Source organism: Bradyrhizobium sp. HKCCYLS20291, from assembly GCF_051167715.1.
GTDB lineage: Bacteria > Pseudomonadota > Alphaproteobacteria > Rhizobiales > Xanthobacteraceae > Bradyrhizobium.
In genome coordinates this window covers 240,304-257,136 of record NZ_JBNPTO010000002.1, presented here as the reverse complement: position 1 = coordinate 257,136, position 16,833 = coordinate 240,304, and the positions used below count along the sequence as shown (strand labels likewise).

16 protein-coding genes are annotated in these 16,833 nt (G+C 64.4%); 1 reads left to right on the top strand and 15 read right to left on the bottom strand.

Going from position 1 to position 16,833, the window contains the following annotated elements; genetic code table 11:
- Positions 1 to 3: 3 nt before the first annotated feature.
- The 15 genes from ACQR07_RS05190 to ACQR07_RS05120 form a co-directional block, all read right to left on the bottom strand.
- Entirely contained in the window at positions 4 to 957 is a 954-nt protein-coding gene (locus ACQR07_RS05190; protein WP_434901269.1) for a TylF/MycF/NovP-related O-methyltransferase, read from the bottom strand.
- A 181-nt stretch (positions 958 to 1,138) separates the two neighbouring features.
- Positions 1,139 to 2,059: a TylF/MycF/NovP-related O-methyltransferase gene (locus ACQR07_RS05185; RefSeq protein ID WP_434901751.1), complete on the bottom strand. Its 921-nt coding sequence runs from the start codon at positions 2,057 to 2,059 to the stop codon at positions 1,139 to 1,141.
- A 195-nt stretch (positions 2,060 to 2,254) separates the two neighbouring features.
- The gene (locus ACQR07_RS05180) at positions 2,255 to 2,917 is read right to left on the bottom strand and encodes a class I SAM-dependent methyltransferase (protein WP_434901268.1); all 663 of its coding nucleotides are present in this window, start codon (positions 2,915 to 2,917) and stop codon (positions 2,255 to 2,257) included.
- Between the two features lie 27 nt (positions 2,918 to 2,944).
- A complete protein-coding gene (locus tag ACQR07_RS05175; RefSeq protein ID WP_434901267.1) occupies positions 2,945 to 3,988 on the bottom strand; it encodes a phosphotransferase in 1,044 nt (347 codons plus the stop codon).
- Positions 3,975 to 4,592 carry a hypothetical protein gene (locus tag ACQR07_RS05170; protein WP_434901266.1) on the bottom strand — a complete coding sequence of 206 codons (618 nt, stop codon included), beginning with the start codon at positions 4,590 to 4,592 and terminating at the stop codon, positions 3,975 to 3,977. The genes ACQR07_RS05175 and ACQR07_RS05170 overlap by 14 nt, the downstream gene beginning before the upstream one ends.
- A gap of 9 nt (positions 4,593 to 4,601) precedes the next feature.
- Positions 4,602 to 5,639, bottom strand: coding sequence for a zinc-binding dehydrogenase (locus ACQR07_RS05165; RefSeq protein ID WP_434901265.1), 1,038 nt, complete (start codon positions 5,637 to 5,639; stop codon positions 4,602 to 4,604).
- A gap of 8 nt (positions 5,640 to 5,647) precedes the next feature.
- Complete coding sequence (locus ACQR07_RS05160; RefSeq protein ID WP_434901264.1) at positions 5,648 to 6,571, bottom strand: transketolase family protein; 924 nt, start codon at positions 6,569 to 6,571, stop codon at positions 5,648 to 5,650.
- Complete coding sequence (locus ACQR07_RS05155; RefSeq protein WP_434901263.1) at positions 6,568 to 7,416, bottom strand: transketolase; 849 nt, start codon at positions 7,414 to 7,416, stop codon at positions 6,568 to 6,570. Before ACQR07_RS05155 ends, ACQR07_RS05160 begins: the two co-directional genes overlap by 4 nt.
- A 45-nt stretch (positions 7,417 to 7,461) precedes the next feature.
- Positions 7,462 to 8,460 (bottom strand): NAD-dependent epimerase/dehydratase family protein, encoded by a 999-nt coding sequence (locus ACQR07_RS05150; RefSeq protein ID WP_434901262.1) that lies wholly within the window; start codon positions 8,458 to 8,460, stop codon positions 7,462 to 7,464.
- Positions 8,461 to 8,472: 12 nt separating this feature from the next.
- On the bottom strand, positions 8,473 to 9,081 hold the full coding sequence (locus ACQR07_RS05145; protein WP_434901261.1) for an SIS domain-containing protein: 609 nt from the start codon (positions 9,079 to 9,081) through the stop codon (positions 8,473 to 8,475).
- Positions 9,078 to 10,016: an NAD-dependent epimerase/dehydratase family protein gene (locus ACQR07_RS05140; RefSeq protein ID WP_434901260.1), complete on the bottom strand. Its 939-nt coding sequence runs from the start codon at positions 10,014 to 10,016 to the stop codon at positions 9,078 to 9,080. The genes ACQR07_RS05145 and ACQR07_RS05140 overlap by 4 nt, the downstream gene beginning before the upstream one ends.
- Positions 10,017 to 10,124: 108 nt before the next feature.
- Entirely contained in the window at positions 10,125 to 10,847 is a 723-nt protein-coding gene (locus ACQR07_RS05135) for a nucleotidyltransferase family protein (protein ID WP_434901259.1), read from the bottom strand.
- Positions 10,848 to 10,868: 21 nt separating this feature from the next.
- Positions 10,869 to 12,362, bottom strand: coding sequence for a PfkB family carbohydrate kinase (locus ACQR07_RS05130; RefSeq protein WP_434901258.1), 1,494 nt, complete (start codon positions 12,360 to 12,362; stop codon positions 10,869 to 10,871).
- A 328-nt stretch (positions 12,363 to 12,690) separates the two neighbouring features.
- Positions 12,691 to 13,947 carry a hypothetical protein gene (locus ACQR07_RS05125; RefSeq protein WP_434901257.1) on the bottom strand — a complete coding sequence of 419 codons (1,257 nt, stop codon included), beginning with the start codon at positions 13,945 to 13,947 and terminating at the stop codon, positions 12,691 to 12,693.
- Positions 13,836 to 15,341, bottom strand: a complete 1,506-nt coding sequence (locus ACQR07_RS05120; protein ID WP_434901256.1) for an MBOAT family O-acyltransferase — start codon at positions 15,339 to 15,341, stop codon at positions 13,836 to 13,838. The genes ACQR07_RS05125 and ACQR07_RS05120 overlap by 112 nt, the downstream gene beginning before the upstream one ends.
- 202 nt (positions 15,342 to 15,543) lie before the next feature.
- On the opposite strand from ACQR07_RS05120, the gene ACQR07_RS05115 reads away from it, so the two are divergent.
- Positions 15,544 to 16,800: an acyltransferase family protein gene (locus tag ACQR07_RS05115; protein ID WP_434901255.1), complete on the top strand. Its 1,257-nt coding sequence runs from the start codon at positions 15,544 to 15,546 to the stop codon at positions 16,798 to 16,800.
- Positions 16,801 to 16,833 lie beyond the last annotated feature (33 nt).

The following is a 16,833-nucleotide window of genomic DNA, read 5'->3' as shown; positions in this document are numbered from 1 at the left end:
ACGCTATTCCGGATCGGCCGGGATGCCGCGATAGGAGTGGATGATGAAGCGGGTGCCGCCCACCGAGTAGTCGCCGCAATTGCTGGCGTCGATGTTGAACGTTTCGACCAGCTCCTTCCACGCCTGGCGTTCCCCGGTGGTGGGGATTGCACGATTGGCGTTCCAATCGTCGAAGCAGATCATCGCACCGGTCGAGATCATGCCGCGCTCGAACAGCGGCACCAACGCATCCATCGTCGATTGGTAGAGGTCGCCGTCGAAATGGATCATGGCAAAGCGCGTCTCCGGCGGCAGCGTCTTGACGGTATCGGCGAACCAGCCTTCGTAGAGCTGGAAACGGTGCGGCGGCAGGATCTTGCCGATGCGCTCGCGCAGCTCAGGCGCTGCGAGCACCTTGCAGCCGCCCTTGGCCCACGCGCCGGACACGACGTGCGGGGAACCGAGGTCGACGGGCGAGGTGATTTCCGGAAGGCCCTCGAAGCTGTCGAACAGGCGAAGGATGCGGAACGGATTTTCGCCCGAGGCGCTCTTGCTGAGCGGCTGGCGCTGAGGATCGAAGACCATCGAGGTTGCAATGGCCTTCGCGCTGAAGCCGCCCATCGTGCCGAACTCGGCGATATCGCCGTAGACGTGCGAGCCGTTGACGTATTGGACGCTCAGCGTCAGCGCCTTCGCGATTTCCTTGGCGGCCAGCGGCAGAATGTCCTGATAGCCGTAGAAGGAATCCGGCGAGGGCAGGTTGCGCATCTTGTAGCGCTCGATCGCGGTGTCCTGGATCGGCCGGCCATCGTCCTCCACTTCGGCGGCGACGGACTGTGTGCGTGTCAAGTCGCCCGGCCACGCAAATGGCCAGGGGATCGGCGGCTGCAGCATGATGGCGCGCTTGACCGACCGCAGCCAGTACAGCGCCGTCGGCGGAAGCGTCTCGGCCAGCGCGGCCTTGAGCGGGGTCAGCATTCAACTTCTCCGACGCAGGTCCGGAAGATCCGGTGTTGCAGGTGGAAACGGCTGGAGCACTTGTGTGCTCGCAAGCTGACGTGCTGCGTGCCGGGAGCGTGTGGGTATGCACAGCCCATCAGTTCACCTTGTAGCCGCGACTAGCAATAGGATGCAACCAAGGTTGCGGCAGGGTATGCCCTCATGCCGGCCTGGGTTTCATGCCACGATACGAGTGGATGATGAACTTGGTGCTCTGGATCGAGTAGTCGCCGGAATGGCTGGCCACGATCTCGAAGCGGCTGACGAGATCCGCCCACGCCTTGCGCTCGCCGGCCTCCGGATCGGCTTCGTTGCAATTCCAATCATCGAAGCAGATCAGGGCGCCCTTGGAAATCAAGCCGCGCTCGAAGCAAGGCGCCAGTGCGTCCATCGTGGAGGAATACAGGTCTCCATCAAAATGGATCAGCGCGAAGCGGGTATCGTCCGGCAGTTGCTTGACGGTGTCGGCGAACCAGCCTTCGTGGATCCGCACCCGGCTCGGCGGGATGATGGCTTCGACCATCTCCTTGAGATCCTTTGCACCCAGAACCTTGCAGCCGCCCCTGGACCAGGCTTTCGATTTGACGTGCTGCGACTCGAGATCGATGCGCGAGGTGATCTCCGGCAGCCCTTCGAAACTGTCGAACAGGCGCAGTTTGCGCAGTGGTTGGTTGGGCTGGTATTTCGGATCGAACACCATTGCGTTGGCGAGGGTGCGGGCCGTGAAGCCGCCCATGGTGCCGAATTCGGCGACGTCACCGATCACGTCGGCGCTGTTGATGTACATCGCGCCCAGCGTCAACGTCCGCGCGATCTCCTTGGCGGGAAGCGTGAGGACATCATCGACTTCGTAGAACAGGTAGGGGGAGCTGATCTTCTGCCCGTGCAACCGCTCGAGCGCCTCGGTCTGACGCGTGCGCGGCCTGGGCTGGCCGCGCTCGTCGGTCGTATCGTTGTCGACGTTGCTCTCCCAGTGCTCAGGAGGCGGCTGGCCCATGATGGCCCGTTTGATGGAGCGCAACCTGTACACGAAGGGGCGGGGAAACCACTCAGCTATTGTCGCCTTCAAGGATTTCGCCATCGCCACCCGGTCCCACGTTTCCCAACTCACGGCACATTATAGACATTTTCGTGCGCCCGCAAAATCAGGCTGAGGCTTTGGCGTGAGCCGACAACGGCCATCCACAACCGTTGCCCTCGGCGAGGACCGCTTTACCGGAGGATCCCATTTGAAACCGCCGCGTGTGCGGGCAGACGCGGCGGTTCCAGGCATGGCTCATTCGAAGAAGATGAATTCGTGGTCGCCGGTGTAGCCGGAGCGCTTGAACTCGAAGGCCCATTCCTCGGGGGTGTGGAAGATGCGGCAGGTGAGCTGCCAGTACATCAGGTTCACCTTCTCGCGCTCGTTGCGGTAGCCCTCGACGCAGAGATATTTGGCGCCGCGGCTGACGCGCTCCATCTCGCGCAGCGCCGCGTCGAGATCGTAGTTGTAGAGATTGTGCAGCGTGTTGATCGAGATGACGAGGTCGAAATGCTTGTCGGGGTAGGGCAGCTTGGCCGCATTGCCGACCTGACAGAACGGCTTCACGCTCTCCATCGTGTGCTCGACGCCGTAGGAGGAGATATCGATGCCGGCCACTTCGAGGTCCGGGATGGCCTCGCGGAAATCGTGCAGGATGAAACCCTTGCCGGAGCCGACGTCGAGCACGCGCATGCCGGGCTTGATGCCGTAGGTCTCGATCATGGCGTCGGCGACCTTGCGCCAGCGGCCGTCATATTTGTAGCCGCCATAGCCGGTCTCGCGGCTGCCGTCCCAATAGTCGTAGTCGTACTTGATCGCCATCTCCGCGACATCGGCCTTGTCGCGCTGGGTGACGCGCGCGAGATAGTCGCGCTTGGTCGATTTGTGGACGAGACTGACGAACTCGCGATAGGCCATGAAGCTCTCCGGGCGTGTGAGTGTCGGTTAATCGGATGTGGCGCCGATCAGGCCGAGCTGCGCTTCGGCCTTGGCGAGCTGCGCGGCGCAGCGCTGCGCCCAGGCGCCGGTGTCGGCGAAGGCGCGACGGGTGGCGCCGAGCGGCAGGAAGTCGTTGAGGATGATGCAGGTCCATTTGACCTGGTAGGCGTCGAGCAGCAGCCGGCAGCGCGCGACGCTGGCGGCGTCGAGCCCGAGGCCGTCCGTCAGCCGGTCGATGAAATGCTCGTGCACCGGCAGCGGCACCGGCACCTCCGGCTGGCAGAAGAAGTCGGAGACGAGCTTGGCCGGGTCGTCGCGGCCGGCATATTCGAAGTCGAGGAAGGTGAGCTTGTCCTGGTCGTCGATCAGCGCGTTGTGGAAGCCGAAATCGGACGGCGACAGGCAGACCTGGTCGGCGGGGATGGCGGCCTCGAAGGCGACCCCCTCGGCCGCGGCGCCGCGCAGAATGGTCGCCTTCACCTCGGCCCAGGTCGGCTGCAGCTGCGCCGCCACGAATGTCCGGGCCTCGGCAACATGCGGCACCTCAGCATCGAGGGTGGCCAGGCGAGCAACGCGGCGCTCGACAGTGGCGAGGTGCTCGGCGAGGGAGAAGCAGGCTTCCGAGCCCGGCGCCAGCTCAGGGCGGGGCTGGGCGTTCACCGCGAGCACGAAGTCGATCGCGGCATCGACATGCGCCGGGGCCAGCTCGATTGCCGTCAACTTGCGCCCTGCGACGAAGCCGTACAGGCCGGCTATTTCGGCGCGATCGCAGGCCAGCGGCTCCGGCACGACGCGGACGCCGTGGGACCAGGCATGGCTGATGAAGCTCCACTCGGCGCCGAGCCGGTCGCGGGTGTCGCGGGCATCGGTGAAGTAGCGCTTGAGGACCAGCGGGCCGTCAGCGGTGTCGAGACGGAAGACCTGGTTGTTGCGGCCCCCGGCGAGCCGGGTCAGCGCCGTCGGGCTGGCCTTGCCGGCCTGCGCGGTGAGGCGCTGCGCCAGCGCCAGCAGGGCGGCATCGGGCTCCGCGCCGGCGTCAGTGGGGGTCACGGACGACATCCGCCGCGATCTCGGCCCAGGTCGAGCGGCGCTCGTAAGGCACGGCCTTGGCCGCGAACTGGTTCTCCGGATCGAACAGCACCTTGCGCATGCCCTCAGGGAAGCCGCCCATCCCGAGGATCTCCGGAAGGTCGTCAACGAAGACTTCGCACGCCAGCGCATGCGCACGCGCGACCTTCTCGTCCTTGGTCAGCTCGAAGAACACGCGGTCAGGTGCGATCTGGCCAGCGGCTTCCCCCATCAGGCCGCGGTCGGTCAGGAAGCCACGCGCGGCGGCATGCATGTCGTGCTTCGGCCCGAGAATAGGGTGCCTGGTCTTATGGCTGACGATGAACAGGTCATGACCGGCGCCGCGGGCGGCGGTCACGAATTCCGCAAAGCCGGGGTAGGGCGACACCAGGTCCATGCGGGCGCCGTAGACATAGCCCTGCAGCTCGGTGAAATCGTCCTTGCGCCCGCTGCCGTTGAGATGATCGCGGACGCTGTTCTTGTCGTGGCCGAGATCGGCCGGGATCAGGCCGCGCTCCAGCGCGGCCGCATGAAACACGCCGTCATAACAGGCGATCGTGTTGTCGAAGTCGATCCCGATCCGCATGGCCAGAACTTAAGCCAGCGACATGTCGATCAGCGGACGGCCGACCTTGCCGGCGGCGAGGTCGGCCAGCGCCTGGTCGGCCTGGGCGAGGCTGTAGGGCTTCGACAAGAGGTCCCGCACCGGGAAGCGGCCGGAGCTCAGCAGCCGCCCGTAGCGCCCGTAGTCGCGATCCGGCACGCTGTCGCCGCCCCAGGTGCCGAGCAGGCTCTTGCCCTGGTTGAAGACGCCCGGGTTCAGCGTCAGCGCCGCGCCATGCTTGGCATTGCCGATCACGACCGCGCGGCCGCCCTGCTGGCGTGTCGAATTGATCGCCTGATCCATGACGCCGGGGATACCCGAGGATTCGACCGCGAGATCAACGCCCTGCGGCACGATCTTCTTGATCTCGGCCAGCACGTCGCCGGCCGCGTCGATCACATGCGTTGCGCCGTAGATCTTGGCGAGCGCGCGGCGCGTCGGGTTGGGGTCGATGCCGATCACCGGCATGGCGCCGGCGAGGCTAGCTGCCATCAGCGCGTTGAGGCCGATGCCGCCGGTGCCGAACACGGCGACCGCATCGCCCGGCTGCACCTTCAGCACATTGTAGACCGCGCCCATGCCGGTCGGCGCGGCGCAGCCGAGCAGCACCGCGACGTCCATCGGCAAATCGGGCGGCAGCAGGGTCAGGCGGTTCTCGCTGACGACCGAATGCCGCTGGAAGGTGGTGACGCCGCCGGCGTTGACCTTCTTGCCGTCCCAGTCATAGACGGCGCCGCCAGCCTCGATGCCGCTGCCCTTGATCCAGGACAGCACGACCTTGTCGCCGACCTTGACCTTGGTGACGGCGCTGCCGGCCTCGATCACGGTGCCGGTGCCCTCATGGCCGAGGCAATGCGGGACCCATTTGTCCTCGCCCTTGTCACCACGCCACTCCATCAACTGCGTGCCGCAGGCGCCGGAATAGGCGATCTCGACCAGGACCTGCCCCGGCTTCAGGGCCGGCGTCTCGATCTCGGCAAGGACGAGCGGCTGGCCGGTCTGGACCAGGAGGGCAGCTTGGGTCTTCATGTGATGTCTCAGCTCAAGGCGTGGATGATCTTGTCCGCGATCTGGTGGCCGGTCAGGCCGAGCACCTCGCGGGCATATTCCTGTTCACCGGATTTCTTGAAGAAGGCATCCGGCGTGCCGAAGCGCAGGAACTTCTTCGGCGCGGTCTCACTGTCGACGAGCCACTCGGAGACCGCGGCGCCGAAGCCGCCGATCAGCGAATGCTCCTCGATGGTCGCGACCAGCTTGAAGCGGCTGAAGGCCTGCTTGAGCTTGTCCTCATCCAGCGGCTTCACCGTGTGGAAGCTGACGACCTCCGCGGAGATCCCCTTTTCCTTCAACTTGTGTGCGGCTTCAATGACTTCCGGCAGCATGTTGCCGGTCGAGAGCAGGCACACGTCGCTGCCTTCCTCGATCGTGATCGCCTTGCCGATCTTGAAGTCTGCGATGGGGCCCTTGTGAACGACCGGCTCACCCTTCTTGCCCATGCGGATGTAGACCGGACGGTCCTGCTGCATCGCCGCGCGCAGCGCGCCGCGCACCTCGAAGGCATCGCCCGGGCAGATCACGACCATGTTCGGGATCGAACGCAGGAACGAGATGTCCTCGCAGGCGTGATGGGTCGGGCCGAGGCCGGAATAGGCGAGGCCGGCGCCGACGGCGACGATGGTCACCGGCGCCTCGTGATAGCAGACGTCGGTGCGGATCTGCTCCAGGCAGCGCGTCGTCACGAAGGGCGTGATGGTATAGGCGACCGGGCGCAGGCCGTTCATGGCCATGCCGGCGGCGACGCCCATCATGTTGGCCTCGGCCACGCCGCAGTTGAAGAAGCGGCTCGGATGCTTGTCCTTGAACTTGTCGAACAGGCGGTTGCCGATGTCGCCCGACAGCATGACGACGCGAGAGTCCTCGTTGCCGAGCTTGGTCAGCTCGTCCGCGAATGCGTTTCTCATGACAGGCCGAGCTCCTTGAACGACTTGACGACTTCCTCAGCGGTGGGGGCGCGGTAATGCCAGTTGTTGTCGTCCTCCATGAACGACACGCCCTTGCCCTTCACGGTGTGGGCGATCAGCGCCACCGGCTTGCCCGAGCCGTTCGGGATGTTCTGCATCGCCTCCGCCAGCGCGCCGACGTCATGGCCGTCGATCTCGTGGGCATCCCAGCCGAACGCCGCCCATTTGTCGCGCAGCGGCGCCAGCATCAGGGTCTCGTTGGAGCGCGCGGTCGCCTGCCACTTGTTGTAGTCGACGACGACGCAGACGTTCTCGAGCTTCTGGGCGGCGGCGAACATTGCGGCCTCCCACACCGAGCCCTCGTTGTTCTCGCCGTCCGACAGCAGCGCGAACACGCGGTAATTCTCGCCCTTGATGCGGCCGGCGAGCGCCATGCCGCAGCCGAGCGGCAGGCCGTGGCCGAGCGAGCCGGTGGCTGCTTCGACGCCGGGCAGGAGGTTCGCCGGCGGATGCTCGGCGAGCCGGCCGCCGTCCTGGCAGTAGGTGTCGAGCTCCTCGATCGGGAAGTAGCCCTTCATCGCCAAGGTCGCGAACAGCGCCGCGGCGGCATGGCCCTTCGACAGGATGAAGCGGTCGCGCAGCGGATCGGTCGGGTTCTTGGGGTCGATGTTCAGCACGTGCCAATAGGCGGCCGTCATCGCATCGGCGCAGGACAGCGACGAGGCGAGATGCGCCGCCTGCGCCTTGTGCGACATCTCGATGATCTTGCCGCGCAGCTTCGCCGCCTGCGCCTTCAGGGCGGCGGCGTCAGGCTTGGCCGCCGGGCTCCGGACTGCAACGTTCATCGTGCTCTCCAGTCGCGCTTCCCAGGGAAGCGTGGGGGTCGTCGATCAGGGTTTATGCTCGTATTTGGTCGGCAGCTTGGCCATGGCACCCTCGAAGCGTCGCGCCCAGGCGATGACATCGTCGATGCCCTGTTCCAGCGAGAACGTGTCGCGCCAGCCCAGTTCAGTGCGCAGCTTGAAGCTGTCGAGCGTGTAGGCCGTGTCCTTGCCCGGCCGCTCGGGGCCGATCTCGACGCAGTCCTCAAACGACTTGCCGAGGCGGGCGAGGATCATCTCGACCAGGGTGCGGATCGAGACCAGCTCGTAGCCCGAGATGTGGTAGGTCTCGCCGAGCTTGCCGCTGCGGCCGATCTTCACCGTCGCGTCCGACACGTCGGTCATGTGGATGAAGACGCGGATCGACTTGCCGCCGCCGTCGAGGCGCAGCTTCTGGCCAGTCATCGCCGCGACGATGGTGCGCGGCACGATGCGGTAGAGCTGCTGGCCCGGGCCATAGACATTGGCGGCGCGGGTGAACACCACGGGAAACTCGTAGTTGGCGAAATACGTCCGCAGGCTCATGTCGCCGGCCGCGCGCGACACCGCATAGGGGGTCGACGGGTTGAACGGCGCATCCTCGCGCACCCAGCCCTCGGTCGAGCCGTAGACCTCAGGCGTCGTGACGTGGACGTAGCGGTCGAGGCCGTCATAGTTGCGCAGGATGTCGTGCAGCCGAACCGCGGAGACGACGTTGGTCATCATCCAATGGTCCGGATACAGCCAGCTCTCGCCGACCATGCTCTGTGCCGCGAAGTTCACCACATGGGTCGGCCGCTCGGCCGCGAGCAGCGCCTTCAGCGCGTCGAGGTCGTGGTTGAGGTCGACGCGCTTGAAGCGCACGCTGCCGGGGCGCTTCTGCCACTTGTAGGGCAGGAACGCGTCATGCGGCTCGTCGGAGCGGCTGGTGGCGATCACGTCGTGACCGGCCGCGGCCAGGAAATCGACGAAGGTTGCGCCCGAGAAGGAGTTCGAGCCGAGGATCAGGTACTTTTCGTTCGCAGCCATCGTCCCTGTCCGTCAGACCTCGCGCGATGTGATGATGTCGCCACGCTGGGCGTAAAGCCACTGCATGATCATGTGGCCGATGACCATCTGCGCGTCCTCGGCGATCTGCATGTCGTCGACAGCGAAATGGATCGGCACGTCGGCCAGCGCCTTGGCCTTGCCGCCGGAGAAACCGAGCACGGCATAGCTGGTCATGCCGATCTTCTTGCCTTCTTCGAGCGCCTTCAGGATGTTCGGCGAGTTGCCGGAGCCGGAGAACGTGATCAGCACGTCGCCCTTGCGCGCGAGCACCGCGAGCTGCAGCGAGAACACCTGGTCATAGCCTTCGTCATTGGCGAGGCAGGTGATCACGGAGGGGTTCGACGACAGCGAATGCACGCGCAGGCCCGAGCCCGGCGTCTTCGACAGCGCGTAGAGGAAGTCGTTGGCGAGATGGTTGGCATTGCCGCCGCTGCCGCCATTGCCGCAGAAGAACACCTGCCGGCCGGTCTGCCAGCAATCGCGCAGATCGTAGGCCAGCTTCTCGACCGGGCTCCAGTCGAAGTCCTTCAGCACGGTGCTGAAGCGGCTGGTGTAGTCGGCGAACAGGCTGCCGGGGGTCTTGAAGGCCAGGACGTTCATTTCACGACCTCCTTCTCCATCCATTTCAGATTGTACCAGCGGTCTTCGTTCTTGAGCTGCCCCTGCGAGTACATGCCGATGATTTCCTTGATCGCGTCCTCCACCGTCTTCTTCGGACGGAAGCCGGTCGCGAGCAGCCGGTCGGAGTTGACGCGATAGCTGCGCGGGTCGTTCGACGGGGTCACCACGATCTCGGCCTTCACATGCTTGGCGACCATGTTGGCGATGTCGAGGATCGAGATGTTCTCGAAACCGGCATTGTAGATGCCGGTATGCTCGGGATGATCGAGCAGGAACAAATAGAGGTCGGTGATGTCATCGATGTGGATGTTGGGCCGGGTCTGGTCGCCGCCGAACACCGTGATGCGGCCGTTCATCAGCGCCTGCATCGTCAGCATGTTCACCGACACATCGAGGCGCTGGCGCGGAGAGTAGCCGCACACGGTGGCGGGGCGCACGATCTGCACCACCATGTCATCCTTGTAGGACAGCACGATGCGCTCGCCGCACATCTTGGTCTTGTTGTACTCGGAGATCGGCAGCAGCTCGAGATCCTCGGTGACCTGCTCCTCCTCCTTCACGCCATAGACGCTGCCGGACGAGGCATAGATGAAGCGCTTGATGCCGTGGCGATAGGCGCGGTCGGCGAGCTGCATCGTGGCGAGGCAGGAGATCTCCCAGGTCAGCTTCGGGTCGAGATCGCCGCAGGGATCATTGGCGACGCTGGAGAGATGAATGATGGCATCGACGCCGGTCAGGTCGATCGCGTCGGGATTGCGGACGTCGCCCTGGACCACGGTGAGATCCGGATGCGGCTCGAGGAAGTTGCCGAACCACATGATGTCGAACGCGACGACCTTGTGGCCGGCCTTCAACAGCTTCGGCACGAGCACGCTGCCCTTGTAGCCGCACGCACCGGTGACAAAAATCTTCATCTGCTGAATCCCCGTGGCTCGCCTGTCGTGTCGCCGGCCGGCGCGTCGCGCGCACCTTTATACAAATTGGCTGGGGAAGGCGACCGGCCCGGCGGCAGACGCCGCCCGTCAAACGTCCCCGCCACGGCGCGGTTCGTGCTTAAACTCCAAATGAGCCCGGCGCAAGCTTTCCGGGTTGCCGATATCCCGGTGATAACCACTGGTTTCCACACACAAAATCCGTCCCAGATAATTGGGGATGATTTCGGTGGAGAGGTCGACGATCGGCTTTCCGAGCGCGGCGATGTCAGCGATCACGGCGGGATCGAACACGTAGACCGCGCCATTGGCGAGGTTCCCGGGCGGATTCTTGACCTTCTCGTGGAAGGCGATGACCCGGTTGAGATCATCCAGCTGGAGAATCCCGCACGAGCTTGGATCGTCGGTCCGGAATGCGAGCATCGTCATGATGCAGCCGGGTGGGCGGTCGCGGTGGGCGGCGAGCAGGCCGGCGACGTCGAAATCCGTCAAATTGTCCGCATGCGCGACCAGAAACGGCTGGTCGCCGAACCAGACGCGGTTGGCGAGCACGGTGCCGCCGGTGCCAAGCAGCTCGTCTTCATGAACGAGATCGATGCGATCGCGCCAGCGCGATTGGGCGACGTGGGCGCGCACCTGCTCGGCGAGCCAGTGCGTGTTGAGCAGGGCCCGCTCGATGCCGCCTTCGAACACGAGGTCGAGCCAGTAGTCCAGCAACGGCCGGTCGTGCACACGCACCAGGCATTTCGGCGTCGTATCGGTCAGCGGACGCAGCCGGCTTCCGATCCCGGCGGCGAGCAGAAGGGCACGCATCTCGACATCCCATTCCTGAACTTATTCTTGGCTGAAGCCGGTCTCGTCGATTTCCCGCACCAGTTCGGCCGTCGTCAGCGGCAGGTTGCCGACGCGCGAGACCTGCAGCGCGGCGGCCAGCGAGCCGAGATAGGAGGCCTGCCAGATGTCGGCGCCGGCGCGCAGGCCCATCGAACAGGCCATGAAGAAGCTGTCACCGGCGCCGGAGACGTCCTTCGGCGACGGATTGAACGCGGGCAGGCGGTCGGAGGTGAAGATGCCCTCGGCCATCGTGTTGATCAGCGCGCCTTCGGCGCCGAGCGTGATCACCAGATTTCGGGTGCGGGCCCGTTCGACCAGGCGCTCGCTGATGACCGCCAGGCCCGAGATGAAGTCGTTGAGCGCGACGCGCGCCTCGCGTTCGGTCGGCGTCAGCAGGGTCATTCCCTTGAAGCGGGAGACGTCGCCGGTCTGCGACGACACCTGGCTGTCGGCCGCCATCATCACGCCGTTGGAGCGGGCACGATCAGCGATCGCGTCGACCAGATCCTGCGGCAGGCAGCCATAGTTGAAGCAGGAAAACAGCAGCAGATCGCACGATTTCAAGGCGCGCTCGACCGAAGTGAGCATCTGCCGCTGGAGGTCGGCGTCGGAGGCGTGCTGGCGCAGATGATTGACGCGCAACAGCGTCTTGTTGAGCGCGCGGAAACGCTGCTTGCGCGTGGTCGGCCGGCTCTGGTCGGTGAAGGCGTTGAAATCGACGCCGTGCTGCTCCAGCGTGTTGCGCGCGAACCGCGCCGCGTCGTCGTCGCCGACCAGAGTGAAGAACTTCACGTCGGCCCCGAGGCCATGCGCATGCGCCGCGACAGCGCCGGCGCCGCCGACGAAGGTGCGTGTCATCAGCGGCGTGACGACGATGGTCGGGTCCTCCTGGGACATGCCGACCGCGTCGCAGGTTACGTACTCGTCGACGATGAGGTCGCCGATGACGGCGACGCGCATGCCGGCGAGCTTGCCGAGCAGGTCCTTCAGGTTCGAGATTTCAAAACCGTGACGACGCGGGAATTCCAGCGGCTTGCGGACCGTCGAGATGTCGATGTTCGCGTCGCGTTCCAAGAGCGACAGAGAGGCGAAGCGCAATTCGCCGGACGAGAAGATCAGGCGGCCGCCATATGCGTTGACGGCCTCCTGCTCCGGATTGGCGCGGTCCTCGAACTCCTTGCCCTTGACGACGACGGTCGGCTTCAGGTGCGAGATGAAGTCGGATGCGGAGGCGTCCAGGCGCACGGCATGATGCACAAAGGAGATCGACCGCACATTTTCCAGCCGCATGTCCTGCGCCAGGGTCACGCCCGGTGTGGAATCCGGATTGACGCCGACGACGAGGACGTCCGCCTGCTCGGCCGCGAACTTCAAAAGCCGTAAATGTCCGGGGTGCACGACGTTGAAGTTGCCCGACACGAAGGCGATCGTCTGTCCGGATTCACAGGACGCGCGAATCTTCTCGCAGACAGCATCGACCGGAACTGCAATCATCTGGTCCAAAAATCGGTCTCCGGCGGCTGCAATTTGCGAGCGGCGCGCGATGAGCGCGTTTCGTTCTCGCCATTTTGGCGGAGTCGGATCAATAGTCCAAACGGTCGGCGCAGAAAACCCGCCGAGCCCAAAATTTCCGCCTGATGTGCGTCTCCATCAACGCCAAAAATGGAGCGCGGCCGTGGCAGGCGCGCTACAGGAGGCCAATTTATCCTGCCAATTGCGATCGGAACCTGTTTGCAAGGACGAGCTTCTTGGCGCGCCATCAAGCGACATTTGAGACAAATCTGCCGGCAAACTCGGCGATCGAGCCGCTTGAAGATTTCGATCAATGCTTGAGCGCTGCAGAGGGCTCACGGGAAGCCGTGATGGCCCGGAAGCTCGGAAGTCGCTCGAGCTCGCTCAGAAAGTCAGCGGTAAAGGCGCGGGCGCCGTCGCGATCCAAATGACCGCCGCCATCCCCCGACGTATACGCCGTCTTGCTCGGGATCATCACGTCGAGATCGAGAGCTTGCGCGATCTGTTGCACGCGAAGCGCACAGAAGCCCCAATAGGGAATGAGCATCAAGGCCGACCTGCCGCCGATGCTGGCCGTGAACGTCTTCGCCTTTTCAATCTCGTCGGGCGAAGTCGGGCAGTTCTGGTCCCGCGTGAGCGTGATGGCCGGGTTGTGCAAGGGGGCGAGATAATTCGGCATCCGGTCGAGATACCAATCGCCGGTGTCGATGTTGCGCCACAGCTGCAATCCCGGGCCGGGGAGGACAACCGATTTGATGCCGGCCGGCAGACGGGCTGCCAGATATTGTTGGATGCGCCAGCGGATGTTGCGAGTGGCGACCGTCGCATAGCCCTTCAGCCAGCCATGTCGAACCACCTGGACGGCCGAGCCCGAGCCTGAAAGCCCCTGGTCCTCGAGCTTGACGTCGAAGAAGCTGCCGCCCTTGTCGTCCGCATTGAGGAGCCAGAGCTTCGGGTGCAATTGCCAGCGCGTGACGACGCGGCGCAGGAATTCGCCGCTCGCGTCTCCCGCCGATCCCATGTTGTAGATCTTCACGCCGTGCTTGCGCTCGAACGCGCGCAGCTGCGCCGGATCGAAGGCCCACAGCACCATCGAGTGGCCGAGCAGGATGATGTCGGCCTGGCGAGCCCGCTCGATCGACTGACCAATGCCGTGGTAGAGTATGTCACGATCCTGGATCTCACGGCTCATCCAGTCGCCGTAGTTGCGGTAGTAGCCGTAGTCCTCGTCGAGCGGAATCTGTCCGATGTGGTCGGCTCTCGACAACGGGCCGCCGGTCGAAAGACCAACCGCCACGAGACCCATGACCGTGGCGACGGCCGTCCCGATCAGGATGATGAGATAGCGCGTCATCGCACGTGGGCACTCCGCTCGCGTCGCCTTGGGCGAATACGCGATCTCGGACATGGTGTCGTCAGCCGTTCGATGGTCCAACACGACGCGCTCCGCCGGTGTCAGAACTGGAAGTACAGAAACTGCGAGCCGTCGCCGGCCAGCAGGCTCACGAGCAGTGCAACGGTACAGACCAGCGATGCCGCGACCGCCCAGCCGGTCGACGGCCGCCACGTCAGATCCACCACGCTCCAGCGTCGCGGATTGCTGTAGCTGTCGAGCCCGACATTCCAGCGTTCGAACATGGCATTGACGTTGGGCAGCAGCAGGCAGGCCGCATAGCCCGCGATCACCGCGGCCAGCGAGAGCCAGGTGACCGTCGTCGTCTGAGCGAGCTGGTCGGGCTGCGACGCTCCGACCATGGCGCGCAGCACGCGGCCGGCGATCTTCGGCGTATCAGCCCGAAAGAACACCCAGGCGATCACGACCGCGAACTGCGTCAGCACCAGCGCCGTGACCGCATACCAGATTTTCCCGGCCTGCTGCTGCAATGCCGGCGAGCGGCCGACGATCTCGCGCCAGAGATGATTGACGATCAGATAAAGTCCGTGGAGAGCGCCCCAGATCACGAAGGTGAAGCCGGCCCCGTGCCACAGGCCACCGATCAACATCGTCAGGAACAGGTTGACGCGGCGCCGAGTCGGACCCTGACGGTTGCCGCCAAGAGGAATGTACAGATAGTCCCTGAGAAAGCGCGACAGCGTGATGTGCCAGCGGCGCCAGAACTCGATGATGCTGTGCGACTTATAGGGCGCGTCGAAATTGAACGGCAGCCGGATCCCGAACAGCAGCGACAGGCCGATGGCCATGTCGCAGTAGCCGGAGAAGTCGAAATAGATCTGCAGCGAATAGGCCAGCGCACCGCCCCAGGCATCGATCGCATGAAGGTGAAACCGGGTCGCGGTCTGGAACACCGGATTGGCGATCAAGGCGAAGCCGTCCGCGATCACGGCCTTCTTGAACAATCCGATGATGAAGATGGTGAGACCGGTCGCGACGCGCTCGGCGGACAGGCGCTTGCTCTCTTCCGAGCCGAATTGCGGCATCATCTCGCGATGATGCAGGATCGGGCCCGCGATCAGATGGGGAAAGTAGGTGACGAACAGGGTGTACTTGATGAAGCTGCGTTCGGTTGCCAGGCCGGCATAGACGTCGGCCAGATAGGCGAGCTGGGTGAAGGTGAAGAACGAGATTCCGAGCGGCAGCGCGATGTCGAGGTGGGAATGCCGGGTGCGTGTGATCGCATCGATAATATCGATGCCGAAATTGGTGTACTTGAAGAACGCAAGGGCGAGCAGATTGGCAGCGACGGCCATGGCGAACAGCCGGGTTCGCGCGGGCTTCGCGGTCTGCCGGGCGATCAGCAGGCCCATGACGTAATTGACGACGATCGACGTGACGATGATCGGAACGAAGCTGACGTCCCAATTGGCATAGAACACGAGCGAGGCTGCGGCCAGCCAGGCGAGCCGTGGCGCAGGATCGGCGAAAGAGCGTCCAATGACGAAATAGCCGGCGAAAGTCACCGGCAGAAACAGAAAGATGAACTCGAATTGAGTGAAGAGCATGTCGCGGCCACGGCGGTACGGGGCGGCGACCGTATCAACTCTGACCTTGGCTGCCAAGCTGGGGCCCGGACTCGCCATGCGACGTGTCGAGACGAGGTTCGGCTGTTGCCCGCGCGCTACGCGCGCAGCGAAGGATCCGCTTGGGAAAACCCATCGAGGCTGCTAGCAGTCCTCGTTCGACCGAGCCGGGGCAGGAGGGATCGTGGGGCGGGACGTATCGAAGGCCGACCTTGGTGAGGCAACGCGGCGTCCGTTCCTCGACGGCTTGCGGGGCAGTGCGGCCTGCATCGTCTTCTTCGGACATCTCGTCCTGGCCGTGTTTCCGGGCCTGGTGAGCTTCAAGCCGGATGAAATGCATTTTGCGGCCGAGACCTGGCTCGGGGTTTCGCTGGTGAGCTGGATCTGGAAGGGTTCGTTCGCGGTCTGCATCTTCTTCGTCCTGAGCGGCTATGTGCTCGCAGGTTTCAGCGAGGCGACCACCTTGAGTCTGACGGCCCAGACGGTGCGCCGCTATCTCCGGCTCGCCATGCCGATGCTCATGACTTCGACGATCGCGTGGGCGATCATGGCTGCGGGACTGATGAGCAACGTCGCGGCGGCGCGTATCGTCACTCACAGCGAATGGCTCGCGATGTGGTACCAGGGGTTCGAACCGAGCTTCTGGAGCATGGTGCGTGAGGCGCTCTACGATGCCTTCCGCAACGGCCGCGCGGACTACAACTCCAATCTCTGGACCATGCGCATCGAGCTGATCGGCTCGGTTACGATCTTCCTGGCCTATGTGTGCTTTCGCAACGTCACGGTGCGGATCGCGGCCACCGTGCTCTATCTGGCCTTGAACTACGACTCCTATTATGCGCTGTTCGCCGTCGGCGTGCTGTTTCACGAGTTCGAGGCGTGGGTCGGGGCCACGCTCGTGCGGCTCGTGCCATCGTCGCATGTGCGCGAGATCCTGACCGGCATGGTGTTCCTGGTCGGGCTCTATTTCGGGGCCTATTCCCATACACCTGAAGGCATCGTGCCGGCCTGGCACTCGTTCTTTCCCAGGAGCCTGCCGACGACGGCGTCCCACATGATCGGGGCGGTCTTGGTGGTCGGGGCGCTGCTTTACAACAAGAGGCTTCAGTCCTGGCTTGGCGGTGCATTCGGACAGTACCTCGGCCGGCTCTCCTTCGTGCTCTACCTCGTCCACATCCCGATCATCTGCAGCGTGGCTGCTGCTTGCGCGCTGGCGTTGGGACATCAGCCCTATGCGGTCAATGCCGCGGTCACGATGCTGGTGACGACGGCCGTCGTGTTCGGCGTGTCGACGCTGCTGTGCCGGACCGTCGATGTCACCACGACCGGTCTGTCTCGCGATGCGGGCAAGCTGGTCGATCGATGGTTTCCTGCCTGCGATCGGAAGCCTGACGCCAGCAACCGGCCCGTCGAGCAATGCTCCGCACCGGGCGGGAGATGACCGCCCAGGCCGGTCTGTCGAGCGGCTTCGACG